The organism is Streptosporangium sp. NPDC050855, from assembly GCF_044456585.1.
In the GTDB taxonomy this organism is placed as follows: Bacteria; Actinomycetota; Actinomycetes; order Streptosporangiales; family Streptosporangiaceae; genus Streptosporangium; species Streptosporangium longisporum.
Genome location: NZ_JBITFY010000006.1, coordinates 282,533 through 308,994, shown reverse-complemented (window position 1 = coordinate 308,994; position 26,462 = coordinate 282,533). Strand labels below are relative to the sequence as shown.

21 protein-coding genes are annotated in these 26,462 nt (G+C 73.9%); 3 read left to right on the top strand and 18 right to left on the bottom strand.

The features are described 5' to 3' along the window. Nucleotides 1-39 precede the first annotated feature (39 nt). From ACIBCT_RS15600 to ACIBCT_RS15560, 9 genes are all read right to left on the bottom strand, one after another. Entirely contained in the window at nt 40-1,278 is a 1,239-nt protein-coding gene (locus ACIBCT_RS15600; protein WP_399188857.1) for an acyl-CoA dehydrogenase family protein, read from the bottom strand. Beyond that, complete coding sequence (locus tag ACIBCT_RS15595; protein ID WP_399188855.1) at nt 1,275-2,585, bottom strand: MFS transporter; 1,311 nt, start codon at nt 2,583-2,585, stop codon at nt 1,275-1,277. Before ACIBCT_RS15595 ends, ACIBCT_RS15600 begins: the two co-directional genes overlap by 4 nt. A gap of 139 nt (nt 2,586-2,724) precedes the next feature. Continuing rightward, the gene (locus tag ACIBCT_RS15590; RefSeq protein ID WP_399188853.1) at nt 2,725-3,732 is read right to left on the bottom strand and encodes an NAD(P)-dependent alcohol dehydrogenase; all 1,008 of its coding nucleotides are present in this window, start codon (nt 3,730-3,732) and stop codon (nt 2,725-2,727) included. Beyond that, the gene (locus ACIBCT_RS15585) at nt 3,729-4,871 is read right to left on the bottom strand and encodes an epoxide hydrolase family protein (RefSeq protein WP_399188851.1); all 1,143 of its coding nucleotides are present in this window, start codon (nt 4,869-4,871) and stop codon (nt 3,729-3,731) included. The genes ACIBCT_RS15590 and ACIBCT_RS15585 overlap by 4 nt, the downstream gene beginning before the upstream one ends. A 202-nt stretch (nt 4,872-5,073) precedes the next feature. Beyond that, complete coding sequence (locus ACIBCT_RS15580) at nt 5,074-5,703, bottom strand: anthranilate synthase component II (RefSeq protein ID WP_399188849.1); 630 nt, start codon at nt 5,701-5,703, stop codon at nt 5,074-5,076. Between the two features lie 179 nt (nt 5,704-5,882). Beyond that, nucleotides 5,883-7,454 carry an anthranilate synthase component I family protein gene (locus ACIBCT_RS15575; protein ID WP_399188847.1) on the bottom strand — a complete coding sequence of 524 codons (1,572 nt, stop codon included), beginning with the start codon at nt 7,452-7,454 and terminating at the stop codon, nt 5,883-5,885. Nucleotides 7,455-7,472: 18 nt separating this feature from the next. Continuing rightward, nucleotides 7,473-8,891, bottom strand: a complete 1,419-nt coding sequence (locus ACIBCT_RS15570) for a phenylacetate--CoA ligase family protein (protein WP_399188845.1) — start codon at nt 8,889-8,891, stop codon at nt 7,473-7,475. Beyond that, nucleotides 8,888-9,559: a flavodoxin family protein gene (locus ACIBCT_RS15565; protein ID WP_399188843.1), complete on the bottom strand. Its 672-nt coding sequence runs from the start codon at nt 9,557-9,559 to the stop codon at nt 8,888-8,890. The genes ACIBCT_RS15570 and ACIBCT_RS15565 overlap by 4 nt, the downstream gene beginning before the upstream one ends. A gap of 28 nt (nt 9,560-9,587) precedes the next feature. Then, complete coding sequence (locus tag ACIBCT_RS15560) at nt 9,588-10,994, bottom strand: acyltransferase family protein (RefSeq protein WP_399188841.1); 1,407 nt, start codon at nt 10,992-10,994, stop codon at nt 9,588-9,590. A 293-nt stretch (nt 10,995-11,287) separates the two neighbouring features. Here ACIBCT_RS15560 and ACIBCT_RS15555 point away from each other — a divergent pair, with 293 nt between their 5' ends. Then, nucleotides 11,288-12,613, top strand: a complete 1,326-nt coding sequence (locus ACIBCT_RS15555; protein ID WP_399188838.1) for a phenylacetate--CoA ligase family protein — start codon at nt 11,288-11,290, stop codon at nt 12,611-12,613. Beyond that, the gene (locus ACIBCT_RS15550; protein ID WP_399188836.1) at nt 12,597-12,980 is read left to right on the top strand and encodes a DUF6052 family protein; all 384 of its coding nucleotides are present in this window, start codon (nt 12,597-12,599) and stop codon (nt 12,978-12,980) included. Before ACIBCT_RS15555 ends, ACIBCT_RS15550 begins: the two co-directional genes overlap by 17 nt. Before the next feature lie 208 nt (nt 12,981-13,188). Here ACIBCT_RS15550 and ACIBCT_RS15545 read toward each other — a convergent pair whose 3' ends face one another. The 9 genes from ACIBCT_RS15545 to ACIBCT_RS15505 all read right to left on the bottom strand — a co-directional run bounded on the left by ACIBCT_RS15545 (nt 13,189) and on the right by ACIBCT_RS15505 (nt 24,845). Next, the gene (locus ACIBCT_RS15545; protein WP_399188834.1) at nt 13,189-13,881 is read right to left on the bottom strand and encodes a nucleotidyltransferase domain-containing protein; all 693 of its coding nucleotides are present in this window, start codon (nt 13,879-13,881) and stop codon (nt 13,189-13,191) included. Between the two features lie 154 nt (nt 13,882-14,035). After that, on the bottom strand, nt 14,036-15,157 hold the full coding sequence (aroF, locus tag ACIBCT_RS15540; protein ID WP_399188832.1) for a 3-deoxy-7-phosphoheptulonate synthase: 1,122 nt from the start codon (nt 15,155-15,157) through the stop codon (nt 14,036-14,038). Nucleotides 15,158-15,234: 77 nt separating this feature from the next. Beyond that, a complete protein-coding gene (locus tag ACIBCT_RS15535; protein ID WP_399188831.1) occupies nt 15,235-16,038 on the bottom strand; it encodes a TIGR03084 family metal-binding protein in 804 nt (267 codons plus the stop codon). A gap of 11 nt (nt 16,039-16,049) precedes the next feature. Then, the gene (locus tag ACIBCT_RS15530; RefSeq protein ID WP_399188829.1) at nt 16,050-17,192 is read right to left on the bottom strand and encodes a carboxymuconolactone decarboxylase family protein; all 1,143 of its coding nucleotides are present in this window, start codon (nt 17,190-17,192) and stop codon (nt 16,050-16,052) included. Between the two features lie 5 nt (nt 17,193-17,197). Next, on the bottom strand, nt 17,198-18,856 hold the full coding sequence (locus tag ACIBCT_RS15525) for an FAD-dependent oxidoreductase (RefSeq protein WP_399188827.1): 1,659 nt from the start codon (nt 18,854-18,856) through the stop codon (nt 17,198-17,200). After that, nucleotides 18,853-19,416, bottom strand: a complete 564-nt coding sequence (locus tag ACIBCT_RS15520; RefSeq protein WP_399188825.1) for a DUF5987 family protein — start codon at nt 19,414-19,416, stop codon at nt 18,853-18,855. Before ACIBCT_RS15520 ends, ACIBCT_RS15525 begins: the two co-directional genes overlap by 4 nt. 238 nt (nt 19,417-19,654) lie before the next feature. After that, nucleotides 19,655-20,269, bottom strand: coding sequence for a response regulator transcription factor (locus tag ACIBCT_RS15515; protein WP_344905966.1), 615 nt, complete (start codon nt 20,267-20,269; stop codon nt 19,655-19,657). Between the two features lie 235 nt (nt 20,270-20,504). Further along, the gene (locus tag ACIBCT_RS15510; protein ID WP_399188823.1) at nt 20,505-23,216 is read right to left on the bottom strand and encodes a sensor histidine kinase; all 2,712 of its coding nucleotides are present in this window, start codon (nt 23,214-23,216) and stop codon (nt 20,505-20,507) included. Between the two features lie 66 nt (nt 23,217-23,282). Then, entirely contained in the window at nt 23,283-24,845 is a 1,563-nt protein-coding gene (locus tag ACIBCT_RS15505) for a SagB family peptide dehydrogenase (RefSeq protein WP_399188821.1), read from the bottom strand. A gap of 506 nt (nt 24,846-25,351) precedes the next feature. On the opposite strand from ACIBCT_RS15505, the gene ACIBCT_RS15500 reads away from it, so the two are divergent. Continuing rightward, nucleotides 25,352-26,167, top strand: coding sequence for a helix-turn-helix domain-containing protein (locus tag ACIBCT_RS15500; protein ID WP_399188819.1), 816 nt, complete (start codon nt 25,352-25,354; stop codon nt 26,165-26,167). Nucleotides 26,168-26,462: the final 295 nt, after the last annotated feature.

Below are 26,462 nucleotides of genomic sequence, written 5' to 3'. Positions count from 1 at the left end.
CCCCGCGGTGCCCGGCCTGGGCACCGCGGTCTCCGGCGGTCAGATGTAGTGGGTGTTGGGCTCCAGGCCGCACAGGACCCGGCCGTAGAGCTCGGCGTTGGTGTCGGGGTGCATCAGGGCGTGCAGGTTCAGCGCCTGCACGTCGCGCTCGATCCGCTGGATGGGCACGTGGCTGTAGATCGACCCGCCGCCGCTGGCGTTGTTGAGGATGTCCACCGCCTCCTTGGCCAGGCGGCAGGCCGCGCCCATGTCCGCGCGGGCCCTGGCGCGTTCCTCGATCGTCCACGGCTCGCCCGCGGCGGCCTTGGCGTCCACGGTCGCGGCCAGGCGGTGGGCGTGGAACTCGGCCTCGTCGATCTTCATGGTGGCGTCGGCGACCTGCAGGTGGGTCAGCGGCGCGACCCGCTGGCTCTCGTAGTCGGTGTAGGTGATCTTCCGTTCCGGGAGCCGCTCGAAGAACGCCTCGCGCGCGGCCCTGGCCAGCCCGATCGCGGTGCCGACGGAGGAGGCGGAGGCGACCGGGAGCAGGGGTGCCCGGTAGATCGCGGAGGCGGCGCTCGCGGCGGAGGCGGGCTGCCCGGACAGGACGGCGCCCAGCGGGAGCACCCGGGCGGCGGGCACGAACACCTCCTGCGCCACCGTGGTGACGCTCCCGGTGCCCTTCAGCCCGGCCGTGTGCCAGTCGTCGACGATCTGCAGGTCGGAGACGGGGACCAGCGCGATGATCGGCATGGGTTCGGCGCCGGGGCCGACCTGGACGGCCACGATCTCCTGCCAGTGGCTGTGCAGCGCGCCGCTGACGAACCCCCACCTGCCGTTGACCACGACGCCGCCGTCCACCGGGGTGGCCATCGCGGTCGGGCTCAGCGTGCCGCACACCCGCACGTCAGGGGTGGAGAACACCTCGTCCTGCACCTCGTCGGGGAACTGGCACGCCATCCAGGTGGGGATCCAGTAGACCGAGGCGGTCCACGCGGTGGAGCCGTCGGCGCGGGCCAGCTCGGCGGCCACGTCGACCAGGGTGCGGGTGTCGCACTCGTAGCCGCCGTAGCGCTTCGGCGTCCTGAGCCGGAAGACCCCGGCCCCGGCCAGCGTGGTGATCGTCTCCTCGTGCAGCCGCCGGTTCTCCTCCGACCAGGCGGCCTTCGACCGCAGCGCCGGCACCGATTCGGCCACGCGCCGTACGAGCTCGTCCCTCGTCGGGACATCGATGGTCAGCAATTTCTCCTCCAGAGCGGGATCGGTCGGGAAGTGCCCGGTGGCCGGTGGGCCGGTCACCCGGCCAGTCCGGCGGGTTCACGCCGCCTCGGGGCCGGCGCGGGGGGCGCGGTCGCGGGCCGGCGGGTCGCGACGACGGCGGCGAGCCATCCCAGCAGCACCGTCGCCATCACCCCGGCGATGTACCAGCCGGACAGGCCGCGCCCGTCGAGGTAGGTGGCCACCGACGGGGTGAGGCCGCCGAGGATCGCCGTGGTGAGCCCGTGCGGCAGGCCGATGCCCAGGCCGCGCACCTCGGGCGGGAAGACCGCGGCGAGCATCTTGGGCATGACGGCCGTCACGCACCCCATGTACAGGACGCCGCTGCCGTAGGCGGCCGTCAGGACGGCGAGGTCGGGCGTCATGCCGAGGTAGGCGAACGGCCCGGCGACCAGGAAGACGAGGGTGACGGCGGTCAGGAAGCGCCGCTCACCGATCCGGTCGGCCAGGCGGCCGAGGAACGGCATCGTCGCCATCGAGATCAGGTTGACGACGACCACGGCCCAGAACATCGTCCCCGGCGGGGCGATGCGGTGCCCGATGGCCGGCACCACGGTCGACCAGGTCCCGATGACCGTGGTGAGCCCGGCCACGAACAGCACCGTCAGCAGGACCTGGCGCCGGTACTCGACCAGGACCTTGCGGAAGGAGCCGCGGGCCGGGCGGGGGCGCACCTCGCGCTCGAAGACGGCGGTCTCGGCCAGGCGGTTGCGCGCCAGCAGCAGGACGACGCCGAACACCCCGCCGAGCAGGAACGGCACCCGCCAGCCCCACTCGGTCATGGCCGCCGGGCCCAGCAGGTCCGACAGCCCTCCGCCGAGCAGCGCGGCCAGGAACGCGCCCGCCGAGGCGGTCATCGAGAACAGGCCGCCGTAGAAGCACTTGCGGTTCTCCGCGGCCATCTCCATCAGGTACGTGACCGCGGCGGGCCACTCCCCTCCGGAGGACAGCCCCTGGGCCGCCCTGGCCAGCAGCAGCAGCAGCGCCGCGAACACGCCGATCTGCTCGTACGTCGGGGCGATCCCGATGAGCGTGGACCCGGCGGCCATCAGGGCGATCGAGAGCAGCAGGGCGGGGCGGCGCCCGCGCCGGTCGGCGAGCCTGCCGAACAGCACGCCCCCGAGCGGCCGGAACAGCATGCCGGCGGCGAACACCGCGAACGCGCCGAGCAGCGACGTGACGGGGTCGGCGGCCGGGAAGAACTGCGCGGCGAACAGGGGGGCGAAGAGACCGTAGGCCAGCCAGTCGAAGTACTCGACGAAGTTGCCGACCACGGTCGCCGCCACGGAACGGCGAAGCCGTGGCTCCGGCGTGGCGGAACCCGTCATGCTTCATACGTCCTTTTCCATAAAAAATGGTGATTTATCGAGGCGCCTTTTTGTTCTGCCTCTCGTGGCGCCTTTTTCCCAGGATCACACCGGCCGTGTCCGCCGGACTACTTCTCGATTGCCGGGATCCGCCGGCCGGTCAGTCGGCGGCGATCACGACCTTGCCGACGTGCCGGCCGGAGGCGAGGCGGCGGTAGGCGTCGGCGGCGTCGCAGAAGGGGAACACCCCGTCGACGACCGGGTGGATCCGGTGCCGTTCCAGCGCCCGGTTCATCTCCTCGAACATCTCCCGGCTGCCCACCAGCACCCCCTGGACGGACAGGGCCTTGCGCAGCAGGGGGACCGGGCCGATGCCCTCCCCCCGGCTCAGCACCCCGATGACGCTGATCCGGCCCCCGGTCCGGACGGCCTCGATCGACTGGCGCAGCGTGCCGGACCCGCCGACCTCGATGACGTGGTCCACGCCGCCCCCGGACCGCTCGTGCACCGTCGCCCCCCACCCGGGGTCGGCGGCGTGGTCGATCACGTCAGCGGCGCCGAGGTCGCGGAGCCGGTCGAGCTTGCCCGCGCTGCCGGAGGTGGCGGTCACGCGGGCGCCGCCGGCCACGGCCAGCTGCAGCGCGAAGAGCGAGACCCCGCCGGTGCCCAGCGTCAGCAGCCGCTGTCCCGGCCGCAGGCCGCCCACCTCGACCAGCGCGTGCCAGGCGGTCACGGCGGCGCACGGCAGCGTCGCGGCCTCGGCCAGGCTCAGGTGCGCGGGGACGGCGACCAGGGCCTCCTCGTCGAAGACCACGTACTCGGCCAGCACCCCGTCGAGCGACCCGCCGAGCATCCCGGCGACCTTCTCCGCGGTCGGCGGGCCCGCGATCCAGCGCGGTATGACGGTGCAGACCACCCGGTCGCCGGTCCGCCAGCGCGTCACCCCCTCACCGGTCGCGGCGACCTCGCCCGCGCCGTCGGAGAGCGGGACCACCCCGGGCCGGACGTCGCGGCCGTACGCGGCGCGCGCGATCAGCAGGTCGCGGTGGTTCAGCGACCAGGCGCGCATGCGGACCAGCACCTGGCGCGGGCCGGGCCGGGGTTCGTCGCGCTCGCCGAGCCGGAGCGCGTCCACGCCGCCGAACTCGGGCAGGTGGTAGTACCTCACCTCAGGGAACGGGCGAACGCGCGCACGTCACCGACGAACAGCTCGGGCTGTTCCATGGCGGCGAAGTGGCCGCCGCGGTCGAACTCGGTCCAGTGCGAGAGCGTCGGCAGGATCCGCTCGGCGAAGCGCCGGACCGGCCGCGAGGCGTCGGCCGGGAAGACCGCCACCCCGACCGGCATGGTCAGCGGCCAGGGGCCTCCCCAGGTGCGGACGAAGTCGGCCGCCAGGTGGGTGGTCTCGTAGTAGATCTGCGCGCTGGACCCCGCGGTGGCGGTGAGCCAGTAGATCATGACGTTGGTCAGGAGCCGGTCCCGGTCGATCGCGTCCTCGGGGGACTTGTCCGAGTCGGTCCACTCCTTGAACTTCTCCACGATCCAGGCGAGCTGGCCGATCGGGGAGTCGGTCAGGCCGTAGGCCAGGGTCTGCGGCCGGGTCGACTGGATCTTCTGCCAGCCGAGCCCGTCGTCGGCGAACCACTGGGCGTGCCCCAGCTTGGCCAGGTCGGCCTCGTCGAGGTCGGCGAGCGCGGCGGGGTCGTCGGGCGGGAACGTCACCAGCATGTTCAGGTGCACGCCGATGACGTGCTCGGGGTCGGCCAGGCCGAGGTTGAGGGAGATCACCTTGCCCCAGTCGCCGCCCTGGGCGATGTAGCGGTCGTACCCGAGGCGGTGCATGAGCTCGGCCCACGCCCGCGCGACGCGGGGCACGTCCCAGCCGGCCTCCGGGGCCGGCCCGGAGAACCCGAACCCGGGGATGGACGGGACGACCACGTGGAAGGCGTTGTCGGGGTCGCCGGTGGTCAGCGGCTCGATCACGTCGACGAACTCGGCGAAGGAGCCGGGCCAGCCGTGGGTGAGGATCAGCGGCACGGCCCCGGGGTGCGGTGACCGCACGTGCAGGAAGTGCACGTTCGCGCCGTCGATCTCGGTGACGAACTGCGGGTACCGGTTGAGGCGGGCCTCGGCCGCGCGCCAGTCGTAGCTCGTCCGCCAGTACTCGGCCAGTTCCCTGAGGTAGTCCAGGGGCACGCCGCGCTCCCAGCCGACGCCGGGCACCTCGCCCGGCCAGCGGGCCGCGTCCAGCCTGCGGTGCAGGTCGTCGAGGTCGGCTTGCGGGATGTCGATACGGAAGGGACGCATGGTTACCTGTCTTTCTGCACCGCGGCCGTGGCGGTGACCGTTCGGGTCGGGCGGTGAGATCGGCCGATCACTGGGACGGTCCCACCCGGGACGATGCGACGCATCTCCGCGATTGCGCGGTTCCTGGCGGTACGGGCTGGTTCGAACCGCACGGGCGGTCCGGACCCGCCCGTGCGGCGCAGAGGCACGGGCGGGCCCGTCGTCACGCGGCCTCGGAGGCGGTCGCGCGCCGGTCCCAGGCCGGGTAGTCCGCGCAGGCGGCGGTGAAGGAGCCGATCATTCTCATGCCGTCCTCGGTGTGGACGCTCTCGGGATGGAACTGCACGGACTCGATCGGCAGGTCGCGGTGGCGCAGCCCCATGACGTAGCCGTCGTCGCGGGAGCGGGCGCTGACCTCCAGGCAGTCCGGGACGGTCTCCTCGGCCACGATCAGCGAGTGGTAGCGGGTCGCCCGGAAGCCGTCGCGCATCCCGGCGAACACTCCCCTGCCGTCGTGCACGACGCGGCTGGTCTTGCCGTGCATCAGGTTCCGCGCCCGCACCACGTCCGCGCCGTAGGCCAGGCCGATCGCCTGGTGCCCGAGGCAGACGCCGAGCATCGGCACCCGGCCGGCGAAGGCCCGTACCAGCTCCACGTGGCCGGACTCGGCCGGGTGGCCGGGGCCGGGTCCCAGCAGGATCCCGCCGGGCCGCATCCGCCGCACGTCGTCGGGGCGCAGCTCGTTGGCGCGTACCACCACGGGGTCGGCCCCGGCCGACATCAGGTACTGGCGGATGATGTAGACGAAACTGTCGAACGCGTCGACGACCAGGATGCGCGTCGGATCACTCACGGCGCCCTCGCTCTCGTCAGGGGTCTCCCCCGGGAGTCCCTCACAGGTCCGAAAGGTCCTTGAACGGTCCCCCGATGGGCTCGATGGTCCTCATGGGTCTGGCGGTCTCGGTGTCGGTGTCGGTGTCGGTGTCGGTGTCGGTCCCGGGATCGGTGTCGGTCCCGGGGTCGGTGGCGGTCTCAGGGGCGCTGCGGGGACCGTACGCCGCGCCGGTGGCCGCGCCCGCGTCCCCGGACGCCGGAGGGCCCGGCCCGCGGCGGCTCCTCGCCGGTCACCGCCCAGTAGGCGGCGGTGGACTTGGCGAGCGTCTCGGTCCACTCCCGTTCGGGGGCCGAGTCGGCGACGATGCCCGCCGAGGCCCGGGTGCGGTAGACGCCGTCGCGGTGCAGCAGGGTGCGGATGCACAGGGCCAGGTTGACGTAGCCGCCGACGTCGATCAGGCCCAGCGCCCCGGCGTACAGTCCCCTGCGGCTGGTCTCGACCTCCTCGATGATCTCCATCGCGCGGATCTTCGGCGCGCCGGTCACGGTGCCGGCGGGGAAGAGCGCGGGGATGACCGTGAAGGCGTCCTCGCCCTCCTCGGCCCGCCCGGCCACGGTGGAGACCAGGTGCAGGACGTGCGAGTAGCGCTCGACCGCCATCCGGTCGGGCACCTCCAGGGTGCCGGCCCGGCAGATCCGGCCGATGTCGTTGCGGCACAGGTCGACCAGCATCGTGTGCTCGGCGATCTCCTTGGGGTCCGAGCGGAGCCGCCCGGCGACCGCCTCGTCACCTGCTCCGTCCCCCCCGCCCCGGGGGGCCGTCCCGGCGATCGGCCGCATGAGCACGTGGCCGTCCTCGATCCGTACGAACACCTCGGGGCTGGCCCCGATCACGGTGTGCGGGCCGAGCGTCGTCAGGTACATGTAGGGCGACGGGTTGCGGGCCCGCAGCCTGCCGTAGACGTCGACCGGGTCGGCCTGGCTGCGGATCGTCAGCTCGTGACCGATCTGCACCTGGTAGATGTCGCCCGCGGCGATGTGCTCCAGGCACCGGCGGACGTTGCGCAGGTAGTGCTCGCGGCCGGTGTCGCCCCGGGCGGAGGCGGGCGGCAGGTCGGCGTCGGAGCGCACCGGCAGCGGCCGTACGGCCCCGGCCAGCAGGCCGAGCAGCGGGTCGGGGTCCAGGGCGGGCCAGGCGTCGCTCTCGTGGAGCAGCAGCTCGGAGCTCCCGGTCGCCCGGTCGGTCACCAGGCAGCCCCGGTGCAGCACCAGCTGGACGTCGGGCACGTCCGGGCCCCGCTCGATCAGGTAGGGCAGCTCCTCGATGTAGCGGGCGGTGTCGTAGCCGAAGTAGGCCAGAAAGCCGAACCGGAACCGCGACGCCGACCCCTCGGCCTGGAACGTCTCCTGCAGCGCGCGCAGGACCGGCCACAGGTCGCGGGGCCGGCGCAGGGCGAGCCGGTCCCCGGTGCCCGCCAGCAGGGGACCGACCCGGCGCAGCACCGCCTCGCGCAGGGCGGGCACCCCGTCGACCCGCACCCGGCCCCGCGTCACCGAGAACGTGAGCAGCGCCCCGAACCCGGTGACGTGGTAGCGGCAGTCGTTCTCCGGTCCCTCCCCGGACTCCAGGAGGTAGACCTGGTCGCGTCCGAACCTCCCGGCCAGCGCGAGGTAGGCCGGGAGCGCCTCGGTCGGCGGCAGGGTGCGCCGCACGGTCCGCACCCGCACGCGGCCCGTCCCGCTCTGCGGCGTCCCGTTCGGATCGGTCATGGCGCCCATCTCCGTGCCTCAGGTGGTGACCGCGTAGCGGTGGGCGACCCGGCGGGCGACCAGCGACGCGCCGTCCGCCTCGACGCGGTTGTCGAGGATGCGCGCCGCCTTCCAGCTCACGTACGAGCCCGTCGCGGTCACCGGGTCCAGGCCGGGGTCGGCGACGACGCGGGCGCGGACGCCGGCGCGCTCGCGCAGCCGGGCGGCCACCCCCGCGCCGAGCGCGTCCGGGTCGCCGGCCTCGGGGAGCAGGTCCATGCGGACCGTCACCTCGTCGGAGCCGTCGCGCTCGTCGATGACGATCTGGTACCCCAGGCAGCCGCGGACCCCGTCCAGGACCGTCGCCTCCAGCTCGGCCGGCAGCAGCGTGGCCGAGCCCAGCGGGATCCGGTCGCCCACCCGGCCGAGCACCTCCACCACCGGTCCCGGCAGCGCGGCGCCCGCGGGTGCGGGGGTGATCCGGACGAGGTCCCCGGTGCGGTAGCGGATGAGCGGCTTGATGCCGTCGACGAGCATGGTCAGGACCAGCTCACCGGTCCCGGTGTCGCCGAGCACGCGGCCGGTGTCGGGGTCGACGAGTTCGACCAGGTAGTTCAGCGCCGACAGGTGCAGCTGTCCGGTGACCGCGCCGGTGGCGATGCACAACGCCTCCTGGGAGCCGTACAGCGCCGGGTAGACGGTCGCGCCCGGCCACACCGACGCCACGTTGGCGGCGAACTGCGGGGTGCAGACCTCGCCGAGGACCAGGAACGCCGAGATCGGCAGCCGTGCCGGGTCGTGGCCGTGGTGCAGGGCGGCCTTGGCCAGGCTCAGGCACATGGCCGGGGCGCAGACCACGACCTCGACGCCCAGCTCGCCGATGAGCCGCAGCGCCGTGCGGAACCCCACCCGGGGCGACTCGGGCCAGATCTTGACGTGGCAGGCGCCCAGCGCCGCGGAGACCGAGCCGAACACGTCTCCGAAGGCGTACAGCTCGGAGGGGCCCATCAGCCCGACGACGGGCATGCGGTCGCCGAACCGGACGCGGAACAGCCGGCGCCAGGACTCCTCGACCGCGGCGTTGCTGGTGAGGACGTCCCTGGGGCCGCGCGGGCAGGGCGTGGGCGGGCCGGTCGTGCCCGTCGTCTCGTAGAAGACCGACGCCTCGGCCGGGGTGCCCGACAGCACGTCGTACTTCTCCCGGCGCAGGTCCTCCTTGGTGGTGAAGGGCAGCGTGTGCAGCGTGCCCGGGGTGACGCCCTCGACGTCCACCCCGGCGAGGTGGCGCCGGTAGAACGGCGAGCGCGCGGTGACGTGCCGCAGCACGGCCGTCAGGCGACGGCCGTACCAGCGGTCCCGGTCCGCGGGGGTCATCGTGCCGGCGTGGAAGGCGCGCAGGACCTCCTCGTACTCGCGCCGGAAGTCCTGCTCGCGCCGGAGGTCGGCCGGCGCGTTCACACGCGCTCCCGCATCTCGTCGAGGGCCAGGCCGACGCGCTCGTTGCGCTCGCTGACGGCGAGGATCTCCTGCCGCCCGGTGATCGCCCGGTACTCCTTGATCATGTGAATCATGTCGATCATGCGCTCGACCATCCGGGCCACGTTGGTCAGGCCCTCCTCGTCCTTCCAGGCGTCGCCCTTGTGCAGGGCGTGCACCTGGGCGGGGAACCCGCTGCCGACGAGGATCATCCGGTTGAGCAGGGCGTTGACCGTCAGCTGGGCCCAGACCTCCCCGGCGCTGTAGCGCCGGGCGACCGCGATGACACCGGCCACCTTGTTGCTGAGCGGGCGGTCGAAGCGCAGGTAGCCGACGCCCGAGCGCTCGATGAACGTCTGCATCAGGCCCGCGGTGCCGAAGCCGTGCACCGGCGCGGCGTAGATGATGCCGTCGGCGGCGATCATCTTCTCCACCACCGCGGGGACGTCGTCCTGCACGGCGCAGGGCACGGGCCGGTCGTTGCAGTCCCCGCAGGGGCCGCACCGGGTCATCCGGATGTTCCTGAGGTCGACGACCTCCAGGTCGGCCTGCCGTTCGGCGGCCACGCGGGCGGCGTGCCGCAGGACGTCCGCGGTGTTCCCGTCACGCTCGGAGCCGTTGATCGCGACGATCCTCGCTCTGGTCGACATTTCGGTGACCTCTCCTCGGATAGGGGGTTCAGCGGCGGGCGCCGGAGCCGCTGTCCGCGAGCGCCGGGGCGTCCGCGCCGGTGGCCGTGCCGGTGGCCGTGCCGGTGGCCGGGGCGGTGCCGGGCGCGGCGGGGGCCGTGCCGGGCGCGTCCGCGGTGGGGACGGTCGCGCTGGGGGCGATGGACTCCGTGCCGGAGGAGCGGCGGCTCGCCAGCCGTGCCAGCGGGCGCTCCACCAGGTAGTAGGAGGCCGTCGCGGCCAGGAGCGTGAGCGCCGCGGTGAAGGCCAGCAGCACCCAGAAGTTCACGGTCCCGCGCCACTGCACGCTCGCGACGGCCGGGACGCCGAACAGGGCGCCGTTGGAGAACCAGTACTCGATGACGAGCACGTGCCACAGGTAGATGCCGTAGGAGACGCGCCCGAGGTAGCGCAGCGGCCGGTTGCCCAGCACCGCGTCCAGGGCCCGGGTCCCGGAGTTCGCCACGGTGACCAGCAGGACGATCGCCATCGAGAAGATCGAGGCCGCGACGATCCCGCTCATCTCGTAGACGAAGCCCGACCAGGCGCCGGGGACGGGGGCGCCGAAGGGCTTGAGGCCGTACACGACGTAGGTCACCAGGGCCACCAGCCACAGCAGGCTCGGCCACCGGGTCGTCAGCCGGTAGAGCGACGGCTGCCGGGAGGTCGCCTCCGCGTAGGCGGACGCCACCGCCAGCGCCATGCCGCCGGCGAAGTAGTGCAGGAAGTGCAGCGGCCAGAAGTACTGCTCGAAGGAGAAGACCCTGGACGCGACCAGGGACGGGATCCGGCTGTAGACGACCCAGGCGAGCCCGATGAGCGCGAAGCCCGCGACCGGGAGCAGCATCCTGCGGGCGCGCCGGGCCACGTCGCCGGTCCGCCGCGCGTACCGGTGTCCCAGCCAGGCCAGGATCGGCAGGACGAGGTAGAAGGAGATCTCGGCGGGCACCGTCCAGGTGTGCTCCAGGCCGAACATCGGCTGGCCGGCGGCCCAGAAGAAGTGGACCAGCAGGAGCGGGCGGAGGACGTCACCGACCGAGTCGATGTTGAAGAGGTTGATCGTCAGCAGTCCCACGACCGCGACCAGCCAGTACAGCGGCAGGATCCGCAGCGCGCGCCGGAGCAGGAAGTGCCCCACCGCCGGCCGGTCGCCCCCCGCGAGGGTCGCGCGGGCGAACGGGCGGTAGAGGAACATTCCCGACAGCACGAAGAACGGGGGCAGCATGACCCCCAGGCCGTCGGTCAGCACTCCCCAGACGCCGTCGCCCGGCTGCTGGATGAAGCTGGTGATCCCGGCCATGAAAGCGACGTGATAGACGAGCACGCCCGCCGCCAGAAGTCCTCGCAGTCCTTCCAGCCGGGGAATGCGCTTGCCGCTGCCGGTGCCCACACCATTGAGGCCGTCTGTAGCCACCATTGGGTGCTCCCTCGGTAATCGATCCGTCCGGCCGGCTCGCGCCGGGACGTCACCCCGGCGCACCCCTCGCCGACCATCAGCACAGAATCCTGACTTCGGCCCCCTTTACCGGCATCTTCTGAAATGCCGACGAAATTCCACTGTCAGCGGTAAACGTGAAAAGCAGCATTCACGAAGAAGAAGGGCATCCGCCCGGCTGGAACGATGGCGGGGAAACGCATGTGGCAGCACATGCCATGGCCAGTGAGCGCGCTGCCCGCCGGCGGGTGGCGCGCCACGATGCAGGAGACGAGATGAGAACGCTCGAACGAATCCGTGCCGGCCAGACGGAGTACTGGAGCCCGCGAATCGAGACCATGCCGCGGGAGGAACTGGCCGACTGGCAGTGGCGACGGTTGCGGCATGCCATGGAGCACGCCCGGAGGAACTCGCCGTTCTGGCGCGAACGGCTCCCCGAGGGCATCCGGTCCCTGCGGGAGTACACCGAACGCGTCCCGCTGGTGCGCAAGGCGGACCTGATGGCCGCGCAGCTGCAGGCGCCGCCGTACGGCACCTGGCCGTCGGCGGACCCCGGGCTGGGCGTCCGGTACCACCAGACCAGCGGCACGAGCGGCAACCCGCCGCTGCGGACCTTCGACACCGCGCGCGACTGGGCGTGGTCGGTCGACCTGTTCTGCACCGCGCTCCACGGCATGGGGGTCCGCCCCGGGCACCGCGGCATGGTCGCCTTCGGATACAGCCTGTTCATGGGCTTCTGGGCGATGCACTACGCGCTGGAGCGGATGGGATGCCTGGTGGTGCCCTCGGGTGGGCTGGACTCCAGGACCCGTATCCGCTTCCTCCTGGAGCACCGGATCGAGGTCCTGGGCTGCACGCCGAGCTACGCGATGCGGCTGCTGGAGACGGCCCGTGAGATGGGGGTGGACCTGGCGAAGGAGGGCAACGTCCAGATCATCCTGGCCGGAGCCGAGCCGCGGCCGGAGTCGACGACCCGGGCGATCGCGGCCGGGTTCGGCGCCCGGGTGTTCAACGCGGCCGGGACCACCGAGACCGGCATCGTCAACATGTTCGAGTGCCGGTCGGGAAGCTGCCACATCATCGAACGGGGCGTGATCGACGAGGTCCTCGACCCGGACACCGGACGGCCGGTGGGCTACGGCGAGCCGGGGATCCGCGTCAGCACGGGCCTGGGACGCGAGGGCATGCAGCTGTTCCGGCACTGGACCGAGGACCTGGTCGTGCGGCGTCCGTGGCACGAGTGCGACTGCGGCCGGACGTGGGACTGGTACGACGGCGGCATCCTGCGCCGGGCCGACGACATGAGGAAGATCCGCGGCGTCTCGGTCACCCCCGTGATGATCGAGGACGTGATGCGCGGCTTCGGCGAGGTGAACGAGTTCCAGACGGTGCTGCGGACGGTCCGCGGGCTCGACACGATCGTCCTGCGGCTGGAGCCGCGGGCCGGTTCCGTGGCCGACCCCTCCGGGCTGTGCGAGCGCGTCGCCGACGAGGTGAAGCGCCAGATCGGCATACGGCCCGACGTGGAGCTCGTCGCTCCCGGCGCCCTCCCCCGCTTCGAGATCAAGGCTGCGAGGTTCCACGATGAACGTTCGAAGTGAGCCGTCCGGCACGGCCCTGCCCGGTACGGGGCCGTCCGGTACCGGGTCGTCCGGTACGGGAGTGTCCGGCGCGGGGTCGTCGGCCTCGCTGGAGCGGCGGCTGCTGGAGTGCCACGCCATGCTCCGGCGCCTGGAGGAGTCCTGCGAGGTGCCCGCCGTACGGGCGGCGGTGCGGGCCGCGCTGGCGGAGCTGCGCGCCGCCCTCGACTCCCAGGCGGTGGACTTCCCGTTCTTCTCCCCGCAGGAGGAGGCGGACGACCCGCGACCGGCCGAGCCCGGCGAGCCCGTCGCGGCCGGACGGACCGACGGCACCGTGACCGGTGGGTACACCGTCGAGTACGCCACCGAGCACGCCGGCGCCGCGTGACCCCGCCCGCGTGACACGACCCGGCCGGAGGCACGCTCCGGCCGGGTTCACGCGGACGCGGTGACGGCGCGGGCGGGACCCGCCCCGTCACCGCCTCCGGGCACGCCGGGACCGGCCGCGCCCGTGCCCCGGCGGCACGCCGGTCGCCCGGCTCGGCTCCCCCGCGAGACCTCCGGAGCGGGCCGGCCTCTGCCCGGGGCGATGTCGTCTACGGCAGTTCCAGGTCGGGTTCGCCGAGTTCCGCCCGTACGTGGGCCACCAGGGTGCGCAGGGCGCGGAAGCGTTCCGGGGCGCGGGCGGTCAGGAGGACGTCCAGCAGTCGCCCCTCGCTCGCCGAGAGCGGGACCCTGTGCAGGTAGGCCATGCGCCGTGAGCCCGCCGGCCGGGGAACGTCGTGGATCGCGAACAGCGCGTCGACGACCGTCTCGGTGAACGCTGAGGCCCAGAAACCCTGCTCCCGCGCGTCGTCCGCGGAGGCCGCCCGGTCGAGCTTGGCCTGCCCGTGCCACAGGGACGAGGCCAGCTCCTGGCGGAGCCCGGCCGAGGTCCGGTAGGTCTCCAGTACCGCCCGCGCCTGCGCGGCCAGTCGTCTCGCCGGTCCCGAGTCGTGCACCGCCTCGCCTTCCAGGAACGCGAAGAGCCACGACGTGCGCGGCCGGTCGAACCGGGCGAGCCAGGCGTCCTCGGTGCGGGCGATCCACTCGACCAGCAGACCGTCGCGGACGGTACGCCGCGAGACGGGGAGGGACGTCCGCTCGTCGGTGACCACCAGCAGGTCGACGTCGGAGGCCGCCAGGTGCTCACCGCGCGCCACCGAGCCGCCGATCAGAACGGCCAGTACGTCGTCACGCGCGCCGAGTTCCCCGGCGACCTTCACGGCGAGATCACGATGAGCGTCCATCCGCAGATCCTCGTCCCGATCACGGCCGGGTGCGATCGCGGGTGTGAACGACGGACGCGGGGGGGGGGGGGGGGGGGGGGGGGGGGGGGCGCGGGCCCCCCCCCCCCCCCCCCCCCCCCCCCCCCCTTCCCGGATCCGGGTCCGAACCCGGTCGTCAGACGGTCACCAGCCCCCGGTCCTCCGACGCCTCGTCGCCGGTGAGCTCCCCGGCCCCCCTGCGGCCCGTGAGGTCCCCGGACTCGCGGCGGCCGGTGAGCTCCCGGGCCGGGCGGCGGCCCATCAGGCGGGCCGCGTCCTCGACCGCGCGGGCCAGCTCGGGGACGTCCTGGCCGCCCAGGGCCTGCGGGCCGTCGCAGAGGGAGGTCTCGGGCCGGGGGTGCAGGTCCACGATGACGCCGTCGGCGCCCGCGGCGACGGCCGCCCGGCTCAGCGGCACCACGAGGTCGCGCCGGCCGGCCGAGTGCGACGGGTCGACGACGACCGGAAGGTGGGACAGGCCCTGGGCCACCGGCACCGCGGAGATGTCCAGGGTGTTGCGGGTCGAGGTCTCGAAGGTGCGGATCCCGCGTTCGCACAGCACGATGTCGAGGGTGCCGCGCTGGGCGATGTACTCGGCCGCCATCAGCCACTCCTCGACCGTCGCGTTCATGCCCCGCTTGAGCAGCACCGGCCGGCCCGCCTCCCCCACCGCCTGCAGCAGCGGGAAGTTCTGCATGTTGCGGGTCCCGATCTGCAGCATGTCGGCGTACCCGGCGACCAGCTCGACGTCGCCCGCCGACAGCACCTCGGTGACGACCGGCAGCCCGGTCTCCTCCCGCACGTCGGCGAGGATCCGCAGGCCCCGCTCCCCCAGTCCCTGGAACGAGTACGGCGAGGTGCGCGGCTTGAAGGCGCCGCCCCGCAGCAGCACGGCACCGGCCGCCAGGGCCAGCCTGGCCGCCTGGAGCGTCTGCTCGGGGGTCTCGACCGCGCACGGCCCGGCGATCAGCGTCATCGTCCCCGGGCCGATGGGCACCCCCGCGACCTCCACCACGGACCGCTCCATCCCGGGCACCCGGCTGACCAGCCGGTACCCGTCCGAGGTACGGGCGACGCGCTCCACCCCGGGCATCCGGTGCAGGCCGATCGAGCCGAGGAGTTCCGCGTCGCCGGCCAGGCCGACGACGGTCCGGTTCCCGCCGCGGCTGACGAACGCCTCTCCCCCGGCCGACCGCACCAGGGCGGCGACCTCCCGGGCGTCCTGGTGGGTGGCGTCACCGGACATGACGACCATCATCGTGCGTGGTCCTCCCTCTGCGTTTCCACTCTTGCGCGGGACGGGCCACCCGGCCCGTCCCGCGCGGCGGTGAGCCGTCAGGCCGTCCGGGACGCGAACTGGCCGGGACGGCGTCCCGGACCGGCCGGACCGCGGTAGGCCTGGGCGATGTCCAGCCACTGGTCGGCGTCGGCGCCGGTCGCGGTGACCGCGAGGTCGTCACGGTGCCGCCGCCTGGTCACGAGCAGGCAGAAGTCCAGCGCGGGCCCGGTGATCCGCTGCTCGGCGTCCTCGGGGCCGAAGGCCCACGTCTCGCCCGAGGGGCCGGTGAGCTCGTACCGGAACGCCGTCGCCGGAGGGGTCAGCCCCCGGGCCTGGTAGCCGAACTCCCAGGTCAGCGCCGCGAAGCCGCACACGTGGCGGAGCCGCTCGTGCGCCGTGCGGGTCACGCCCAGGGCGTCGCGGACGTCCTGGCCGTGCGCGAACGTCTCCATGAGCCCCGCGCACGCCAGCACCGCGGGCGGCAGCGGGCGCACCAGCCACGGCACCGGCCTCTCCGGCGGCGCCGCCGCCAGCGCCTCGATGCAGGCGCCGCGCTCCTTGCGCCACCGGTCGAGCAGCTCGGTCGGCGTGAGGCGCAGGTACTCGGCGAGCGCGGCGTTGACGGCGCCGTTGAAGTCCGCTCCGGCGCCCGACGTCACCGCCTTGAACGTCTCCGGTTCCGAGGCCGCCAGGCCGGCGATGCGGAACACGAACGACAGGTGGCCGATCTGGTGCTTGATCGTCCAGCCCGGGGCCGGGGTCTCCTCGTCCCACCGGGAGTCGTCGAGATCGGCCACCAGGGCGTCGAGCTCGTCGCACTCCGCGGTCAGGTCCGCGATCACTTCCTTCAGTCCGATCATCTCTCCGTCCTTCACGTTGACGACAGGTGCGGTTGACGACAGGTGCTGCCTGGCTCGCGACCTGGGTCGCGGCCGGGTCCGGCCGGCGGGCCGGGCCGCCATGTCCAGCGGGCCACCCGCCGCGCCGCCGCCAGGCTCGCCCAGGCGGCGGTCTCCACGAGCGCCCGGTCCCCGGCGCCGTGCCGGCGCAGCTCCCCGATCACGGCCGCGTCGACCTGGTAGGAGGCGAACGCGGTCAGCAGCGCCAGCCGCCCGGCGGGCCGTTCGGCGGCCGGTAGCCCGGACAGCGCCTCGTTCACCCAGGCGCGGCCCGGGCCGCGCCGTTCCCCGGTCCAGGTCTCCAGTTCGGCCAGGACCAGCCTGCGGGCCCCCGCGGGCACCGAGCGGCGTCCGGCCTCCTCGATCGCGGCCGAGGCGCGCGCGAGGGCACCGGCGATCGCCGGGGACGGCGCGGCCCACGACAGGTCCGCGGGCAACGGGGCCGCGGGCAGCAGGGCCAGGGAGTCGCCCGGCGCCGCCTGCCTGAGCGCGACCGGCCGCATGACCCGGCCGGCCAGGCGTGCCAGGCCGCCGCGGAGCGGCGCCGGCAGCGCGCGCGGCATCAGCTCCCCGGTCAGGAACACGTTCACCATGCGGTTGAGGTACTCGAACGTGACCAGCACCCCGGCCTGCTCGGGGAACCACTCCGGCGGGAACGGGAGGCCGTGCCGGGCCGCGTCCTCCGCCGTCCCGGCGGCCCGCGCCCAGGCGGCGAGCGCGCGGTGCCCGGGGTCGGCGACCGCCCCGTCCCGCCCGCCGGTGACGGCGAGCGCGTCGGCGGCGCCGACCAGGCCGTGCAGCATCGCCCCGTGGACGTCCACGCAGTAGGGACAGGCGTTGCCGAGCGACACCACGGTGGCGACGACCTCCTTGGCCGCCCGGCCGAGCAGGCCGGGGACGACGAGGGTCTCGCGGAGCATCGTCCAGCAGGCCGCCAGCGTCTCCGGTGCGGGCGCGTGCAGGGCGACCGGCGGCGCGAGCATGCCGAAGTCCCGTTCCAGCTGCGCGTAGACCCCGGCCACCAGGGGCGGGGCCCCGCCCGGCGCGACCGGGGCGAGGTGGCGGACGTGCCTGCGGGCGCCGTGGCGGACGAGGCGGTCGAGCGGTGCCGGCATCGTGCTCAGCCGTTCACGAGCAGCGGGATCTGCGCCGCCACGCCGCGCCGCCCCGCGGTCGCCCCGTCCGGCGCGGACGCGCCGTAGGTCACCTCCACGCCCCGTTCGCGCGCGGCCCGCACGATGCCGGGGACGGCGCGTTCGGCGAGCGCGGCGATGGTCATGGCGGGGTTGACGGTCAGCGCGCCGGGGACGGCCGAGCCGTCGGTGACGAAGATGCCGGGGTGGCCGCGCAGCTCGTGGCGGTCGTCGAGCGCCGAGGTGGCCGGGTCGTCGCCGATGCGGCACGAGGCCAGCGGGTGGACGGTGTAGGCGCCGACCAGGTCGCCCGTCCACGGCGCCACCTCGGCCAGCCCGTCGCGCTCCAGGATGTCCTTGACGTCGGCGTCGGCCATCTCCCAGGCGCGCAGGGTGGTCGGCGACGGCCGGTAGCGCAGCGTGCCGCGTCCCAGGAGCTGCTGGGAGATGCGCACGGCGTTGCCGGTGGGGGGCGGCGGCCCGAACACGCCCTCGTTGTCGTCCTCGACCATCTCGAAGATGATCAGCCAGGAGCGCCAGCGCTTGAGCATCTCCTTCTTGTGCGGGCCGAACCAGGCGCCCGGCCCGTCCACGCCCGGGGCCTGGGCGAGGATGGTGCCGAGGCCGGGCGGGAAGTAGAGCTGCTCCAGCGAGTAGCGGGTGAACTCCGGCAGGGAGGCGTCGAGCCGGTCCCAGTTGGCGACGCACGGCCCCTTGCCGATGTGGAACGCCTCGTAGGCGGCGCCGTCGCCGCGGCTGAGGCCGAGCACCTCGCGGACCCGGTCCTCGTTCATCACGGCGGTGCTGAGCCGCTCGCCGTTGCCGGAGAAGTAGCGGCCCACCGCGTGCGGCATCCGGCCCAGGGCGGCCTCGCTGCGCTGCAGGATGACCGGGGTGGCCCCGGCGCCCGCCGCCAGCACCACGATCTTCGCGTCGATCCGCCCGCTCCCGGTCCGCACCCGGTAGTCCTCGCCGTCGATGAGGTCGTAGTGCACGCGGTAGCCGCCGTCGTCGGTGCGGGAGATGCGCTGCACCTCGTGCAGCGGGCGGATCTGCGCGCCGTGGGCCAGGGCGGCCGGCAGGTAGTTGGTCTGCAGTGACCGCTTGGCGCCGAACCGGCATCCGGCCATCATCCAGTTGCACCGGACGCAGGTGGCGTTGTCGACGCCGACCGGGACCGGGTTGGCCGTACGGCCGGCGTGGTCGCAGGCCGCGGCCCACAGGCCGCCCGCGTACGTGACGTCCTTCCAGTCCTGCGTGCTGACCGGGATCGACTCGGCGACGCGGTCGTACCAGGGGTCGAGGGTGTCGCGGCTGACGGCGGCCGGCCACATGCGCCTGCCGATGGAGCCGTGCCGCTCGAACACGAAGCGCGGTGCCCGGGGCAGCGCGGCGAAGTACACCATGCTGCCGCCGCCGACGCAGTTGCCGCCCAGCACGTTCATGCCGTCGCCCACGACGAAGTCGAAGATCCGGGTGCAGGAGGAGCCGAGCTTGTAGTCGTGCTCGACCTCCTCGGGCCGCAGCCACGGCCCGCGCTCCAGGATCACCACCTTCGCGCCGCCCGCGGCCAGGTGGTACGCGGTGATCGCGCCGCCGAAGCCGCTTCCCACCACGAGGACGTCGGTGCGTTCGATGCTGTTCATGCCGGGCTCCCTGAGGCGGTCGTGGCCGGGTGGGGCGACGCCAGCGCGCGGCCGTAGGAGTTCTCCGGGAACCGCCACAGGCCGTCGGGGTCCGGCGGGAGGAGCCCCATCGCGGTCAGGCCGGGGTGGCCCGCGGCGAGCGCGTCGCGGGTGTGCAGGTGGGCGGCCGAGTCGAAGGCCATGTAACTGAAGATCGCGAGCAGGACCCACAGTTCCCGCTCCGGGTGGTCGGCCGCGGTCAGCCGCTCCACCAGGGCGGTCCGGTGGTCGAAGGAGAGCGCGACGAACGGCGGCACCGCCGCGTCGAGCTCCAGGTCGTGTTCGGCCGCGTACGCTCGGGCGTGCGCGTTCAGGTCGCGGGTGAAGTCGTCCAGGGCGTCGCTCACCCCGGTCGCCGGCCACTCCAGCAGTTCGATGGCGCCGGCCGCGACCGCGCCGCCGCCGGCGGCGGCGCCGGCGATCGCGCGGTCGTCGGGGGATCTCTTCTCCCCTGGGATCAACGTGTCCGCGAACGCCTCCAGCGTCGCGGTCCGCTCTGGGGACTGGGTACCGGGTCGCACGGTGTCGCCTCCCGGGAGATGCGCAGGTGGGGGGGCAGGACGACGGCCTGCCGACTCCCCCATCATGGGACGGCCCGGACACCGGGGCATCTTCTCGCATGCGATCGGCGCGGCACCGGTCCGGCGCGGCACCGATCCGGTGTCGTGCCGGGCACCGTTTCCGCCGCGTGCGGCCCGACACCTTTTCCGCCGCACGCCGCACGCCGCGCGCCGCGTGCCCGTTCCCGGCAGGCGGCCCCTACGACACCCAGCCGGCCTCGGTGGCGATCCGGATGGCGTCGACCCGGTTGCGCGCGTTCAGCTTGGTCAGGATCCTGGTCAGGTAGTTGCGCACGGTGCCGACCGACAGGTGCAGGGTGGCGGCGATCTCCGGGGCCTCGGCCCCTCCGGCGGCCAGCTTCAGGATCTGGACCTCCCGTTCGGAGAGGGGGTTCTCCCCGACGTCCCAGGCGGTCAGGGCGAGCTGCGGATCGATGACCCGCCGTCCCGCGGCCACCCCGCGGATCGCCGCGGCCAGGTCCTCGAAGGGGGCGTCCTTGAGGATGAAGCCGGAGACCGAGACCGACAGCGCGCGGCGCAGGGTCCCCGGCCGGCCCAGGCCGGTCAGGATGAGCGTGCGGCACGAGGGCAGCTTGCCGTGCAGGATCTCCGCCGCCGCCAGGCCGTCGAGTCCGGGCAGGTCGATGTCGATGACCGCGACGTCGGGCCGGCATTCGAGCGCGGTCGGCACGATCGTGTCGCCGCGCTCGACCTGGGCCACGACGGTCAGGTCGTCCTCGAGGTCGAGCAGGGCGGCCAGCGCCCCGCGCACCATGCGCACGTCCTCCGCCAGGAGAACCTTCAGATTCCGCAAACCGCCCGTCCCAGCCTCTTTCCGTGAGCGTCGCCTCCGGCCCGGCCTGCGGCGCCCGTCGGCGCGTACGGCCCGGCGGTCCCGTTCCGGTCGCCGCCGTGGCACGGTGCGGCCGGTTCCCCGGGCCCGCAGAACAGCCGTCCGCGGTGGATACGCTGAATCTGGGGTGCGCCTGGTACGAAGGTTACTTATCGCATGACAAGGCGCAATACCTGACAGGCAAGGGTCGAATCAGTCAGGGTTCCTCATCAACGGACGCGCGGAGCGTCCGGACCGTGGCGGGCGGCACCGCCCGAGGTGCCTGCGACGCCGACGCCGTCCGCAGCCCTGCGTCAGCGCCCCCGGCGCCCCCCGTGCGTCCCGCGGAGAGCGGGACCTCCGCCGTCACCTCGAACCTGCCGTCGCGCACCAGGGCCGTCAGGCGGCCGCCGACCCCCTCCAGCCGTGCCCGCAGGTCCCCCAGCCCGCTGTCGTCCTCGGCGCCGGCACCGGCGAGGTCGGGCGGTTCGCCGTCCCGCGCCCTGTCGTTGCTGACGCGCAGCCGCAGCGCGTCCCGGTCCGCGGAGGCCTCGATGGCGCACCGCCGTGCCCTGCTGTGGCGCAGCACGTTGGTGACCGTCTCGTGGAGCACGATCGCCATCATCGTGTCCAGCTCCCTGGGCGGTGTCCCGCAGCGGACGTCCAGGCTCACGTCGATGCCCGCCGACGACAGCGACGCCGCCGCCGTCTCCGCCTCGGCGGCCAGGGACATGTCGCGGTAGCCGCTGGCCGCCACCCGTACGTCGGAGAGCGCCCGGCGGGCGATGCTCGCGATCTCGCGCGCCTCCTCCCGCGCCCGCTCCGGGCTCTCCGGGAGGAAGCGGCGGGCCAGCTCGCTCCTCATCGTCACCTCGGACAGGTTGCGGCCGAGCACCTCGTGCAGGTCGCGCGCCACCCGCAGCCGCTCCCGCTCCACCGCCATGCGCGTCACCTGCCCCCGTGCCGCGTGCACCTGGTCCACCAGCCCCGACAGCGAGCTCACCCCGAAGACCACCAGGCCGGTCAGCAGGCTGGAGACGGTCACGTACCCGATCAGGGCGGGCTCGTGTCCCCAGAGCGCGGAGACCGCCAGGACGGCCGCGCCCACCGCGGCGTACAGGACCCAGCGCGCCCACCCGGTCACGACCAGCAGGACCGAACCCGCCAGGAAACCCGCCATCGACTCCCACGCGGCGCCGAGCCACAGCAGGGGCAGGAACGTCGCCAGCGTCAGGGCCGACAGCGTCAGCGCCCGGATGCGCCGCGGCCAGCGTCGCGGCCGGTAGACGGAGTGCGCGACCTGCAGGGCCAGCACGGCGAGCAGGCACGGCACGGACGCCAGCGACGCGCCCCGGTCCGGTGCCAGCCTCAGGACGTTGACCACGGTCAGCAGCGTGTAACCGCCGAGCATCCCGAAGGTGAGCAGCATCGCCATCCGCAGCGCCTGCGTCTCGGACCGGTTCTCCCGCGTCCCGTACCTGTGCAGCGGCCACACCGGGCCGCGGGGACCGCGCCGGGTCCCCGAGGTCCCCGAGGTCCCCGCGGTCCCTGCGGTCCTCGCGGCCCCCGATGCCCCCGTCGTGCCGGCGCTCCCCGCCGGGGCCGCCGGGGCCGCCGGGGCCTCTGCCACCAGCTCGAACCACTCCCCGCTCGTCGTCACCGTCAGCCCGCCGCCGACGTCCTCCAGCCGGCAGGCCAGGTTCCCGAGACCGCTGCCCTGGGAGGCGGCCTCGGGGACGGCCACCACCCCGTCGTTGGTCACCCGCAGCCGGACCGTGCCCCCCGCGCCGGCACCGTCGGCCTTCCCGGCGCCGTCGGCCTCCCCGCCCTCCCCCGCGCTCCCCGCGCTCCCGGCGTCCTCGGTGCCCCGCATCTGACCGCTCTCCCCGATCTCTCCGGTACCGTCGTCGTGGGCGACCTCGATGACGCACCGCCGCGCCCTGCTGTGCCGCAGCGTGTTGGTGACCGCCTCGCGCAGCACGATCGCCATCACCGCGCCGGTCTCCCCGGCCGGAGCGCGAGGGGGGACGCTCACCCGGACGTCGATCCCGGCGGACGACAGCGTCGAGACCGCCGTCCTCACCTCCTCCCGCAGGGAGATGTCGCGGTACCCGCCCGCCACCACCCGCACGTCGGCCAGCGCGCGCCGGGCGATGTCCAGCACCTCCTTCAGCTCGGTCCGCGCGCGGTCGGCGAACCGCGGCAGCAGCCGGCAGGCCAGCTCGCCCTTGAGCGCCATCGCCGACAGGTGGTAGCCGAACAGGTCGTGCAGGTCGCGCGCCACCCGCAGCCGCTCCCGCACCACCGCCATGCGCGCCACGTCCCTGCGCGCCGCGTGCACCTCCGCCACCACCCCGGACAGCGCGCTCACCCCGTAGATCACCAGGCCGGTCTGCAACGTCACCCCGGCCAGCTGCGCCGCGTCGGGCAGCGGCACCCCGTCCGCCAGGGCGACCAGCGGGAACGTCACCCCGACCAGGAGGTACAGCGCCCAGCGCGACGCGACCGTCCCCAGCGTCTGCAGCACCGCCGCGGCCAGGAAGCCGCCCAGCACCGACCAGGGCGGCCCGAACCACGCGTACGGCAGGTAGGTCGCGAGCGCCTGCGCCGAGAGGGTCAGCGCGCGGCGGCGGACCGGCCACCGTCTCGGCTGCCGCGAGGAGTGCGCGAGCTGCAGGGCGAAAACACCACCGAACAGGGCGAACCCCAGCGGCTCGAAGCCTTCGGGGAACGTCCACAGCCCGCTCAGCAGGTTGATCAGCGTCATCAGGACGTACCCGCACAGGACCGCGACGGAGAGCGACAGGCCCATCGGCGGGGCCCACACGTCGGCGGCGGCGCCCTCGAACATGCCGCGGTGCCAGGGCAGCAGACCGGTGAGCCTGCGCGGGGACGACGGCCGACGCCGATCCGGCGCGCTCCCCGCCATCGAACCATGCCTCCCCGGTGCGGACCGTATCGACTCGGTGACGCTCGAAGCTCAGTGCACTGTATATCAGGCGGATCCAGACATGAACGGCTTCCTGTCGCCCCCCTGGGAGAGGCGTGTCCGGGCCCGGTCACCCCACCGCGCGTCGTTGGCCGGGCGCATGTCCGGCCGGGCGGGCGAGGGGCCGGCGGGACGGCCCACCAGGAAGCCGCCCACCCCCGACTCGACGCGCCAGTCGAGCCCGAGCACGCGCGCGGAGACGTCGATGTCGATGATCTCCGTCCAGCACGCGGCCAGGCCCATGGCCGTGCCGACCAGGTGCAGGGTCTGCAGCACCGCCCCGACGTTCTTGAGCACCAGCGCGTAGCTCAGCCCGTTGTACTTGCGCGACAGCCTGCGGAACCGCGCCGTGACGGCGATGAGGACGGGCGGCGCCTCGGCGAGGTTCGCGGCCAGCCGGCCGCCCTCCAGCAGCTCGGCCACGGCCTCGGGGTCGGGGTTGACCTGTTCCAGCCGGTGGCCGAGGGGGTCGTAGTGGTACACCCCCCGGGGGATCCCGGTGCAGTCGCCGATCGCCAGGTAGAACTCGAACTCGTAGCAGCCCCCCAGGTTCAGGTAGGGCCGGTCGCTGGTCGCGACCGTCGAGCCGTCCCTGTCCGGCGGGACGAGGGCACGCACCCGCGCCGCCCGGTAGAGCAGCTGCCCGATCTCCCGTCCGGTCAGCGGGGCGTCGGCGAAGCGCGTCGCCGGGCCGCCCGCCTCGACCGCCACGGTCAGCGGGGGGTCGGCCGCCACCAGCTCCCCCCAGCGCGGCCGGGGAAGGGCGACGCCCGGCAGGTCCGGCGACCGCTTGACCGCGGGCTCGACGTCCCAGCGGTCCCCCAGGGGGTAGGTCGCCCCGAAGTCGTTGTCGTGCCGCCCCAGGGTGGAGCGCGTGTGGAACATCAGGTCGAGGGGGGTCCACGCGGCCAGCGCAGGCGCGGTGTCCTCGGCGAACACCGCGCCGCGGGGACGGTCGCCCGCCTCGGCCGTCACCACCATCCCCGCCCCGGCCAGGTGGCCGAGCAGGTCGAGGACGAGGTCGCCGGGGTGGGGCAGCGCCGCCGCGGCCTCCGCGGGCAGGACGGCCCGGCCCAGCGCCCCGATCAGCCGTACGGCGTCGGCGTGGTGCAGGTCCACGCGGTGCAGGCTGAGGGGGGACTCCAGGAAGTAGCGCTCGCCGTCGGTGCGCAGGACCGCGAACCGCGACAGGCGGATGGGCGTCCCGGCGGACAGCGCGACGGGCGTGAAGCGCGCCTGCTGCGCCATCGGGACGACGGAGATGAGCGGCCGCTCCGGATCGACCGCGAACGACCGGATGACCATCGGCTGGATCCTGTCGAGCAGCCGGTCCAGCTCCCGCCGTTCGCCGTCGCCGTAGGCGATGTTCCCCAGGGACACCGGGCCGAAGCCCATGCGCCGGAGCGCCTCGAGGACGGCCCTGCCCGGGGCCGGGACGGTCGTGTCGCCCCAGCGGCCGCGCAGCACGACGTTCCCGTCGTCGTCGGTCTCGACGTGGACGTCCTCCCGCAGCGACCACAGGTCGACCCTCCCGGGCGCCCGCGCGCCGTCGTCACCGGAAGCGGACATCAGCGGCCGGCGGCGTCCGGGCGGGGCGCCTCGACGGTGTCCACGGCGCTCATGGCTCCTCCTGCTCCCACGCGGCGGACCCGCGGGCCGATCCCGCCGGGTCCGTCCCGTCAGGTCCACGCAGAGGATGCACCAGACCTCCCCGCGCCGGTAGTCACCGGATCACGTTCTCGATGTGAATTATTCACATAGGGAATGTGATGCCGCGAGTAGCCCGTTCTGGGAGGCCGACCTATGGTGACACCATAAAATGCTCATTCGAATCGTATTCCCCTGCCGTCAACGGCCTTGGAATACGAGGAGAAAGCGTACGTTCAATCCCATCGGTCTGTACGGCACTTCGGGAATGCCGTCCGGCCCGCAGGGGACGCGAACCGCGGGCCGGGCCGGCCGCCAGGACAGTGCGGCCTTCCCGGTCCGGCACCCGATACGAAAGGAAACCTCGGCGAGCCGATCACCCCCACCGTCGGAATCGGCTGGCCACCTCTTCGCGAAACGGAAAAGAGATGGAAGACGAGATCGAGCGGGCTGTGAGACGAGTCATCGAGACGATGTGCGACAGCCCCGGCGAGCAACTCACCATCGATGACCTGGCGCGTGTCGCCATGTTCAGTAAGTTCCATTTCTCCCGTATCTTCCGGCGGCTCACCGGAGTACCGCCGGGCCGTTTCCTGTCGGCGATACGCCTGCAGGAGGCGAAGACGCTGCTGCTGTCGACCCCGTTGTGCGTCGCCGACGTCTGCACGCAGGTCGGCTACTCCGCGGTCGGCACCTTCAGCACGCGGTTCAAGTACAGCGTCGGCGTCGCCCCCACCCAGTACCGCAAGGACCGCGGTGCCGGGATGCGGTCCCCGGCGCACGAGGGCGCCGCCACGGCGGCGGACGCGGTCGTCCGCGGCGACCTGCTGGCACCGCCGGACGGGGGCTCCGACCTCGTCTGCGTCGGCCTGTTCCCCGACCCCGTCCCGGAGGGCTGGCCGGTGCGCTCCACCATCGTCCGCTCCACCGGCTCGTACACGCTGGACCGCGTGCCCCCGGGCTCGTGGTACCTCGTGGCGCACTCCCTGGTCCGTCACGACACGGCGCCGGGGAGCCGCGGCGAGTCCGAGTCCGCCCTGCTGTGCGTACGCGGGCCGATCACCGTACGGTCCGGCGCCACCCGGACGGTGGACCTGCCGCTGCGGACGAGGCGGGTGTTCGACCCGCCCGTGCTGCCCGCCGTGTTCGACGCCCGGCCCGACGAGGCCGTGGACCCGGTCGTCGCCGCCGACGCGGTCATGGACTGGTCGCGGGCCGGCACCAGGGACCTGGTCGCGAGCTGACCCCGGGCCCGGCCGCGCGCCGGTCCCGGGAACGAACCGCCCCGGCACCCGGCGGCACCGTCACCGGGTGCCGCCGGGTGTCCGCGGGTGTCCGCGGGTGTCCGCGGTTCCGGGAGACGACAGGGGACGACCGCGGGAGACGACGGGGAACGACGACGCGGGACGACGCGGGAGACGCCCCCCGGGAGAGGGGGGGGGGGGGGGGGGGGGGGGGGGGGGGGGGGGGGGGGCCGCGGGCGGCGGGGGGGGGGGGGGGGGGGGGGGGGGGGGGGGGGGGGGGGGGGGGGGGGGGCGT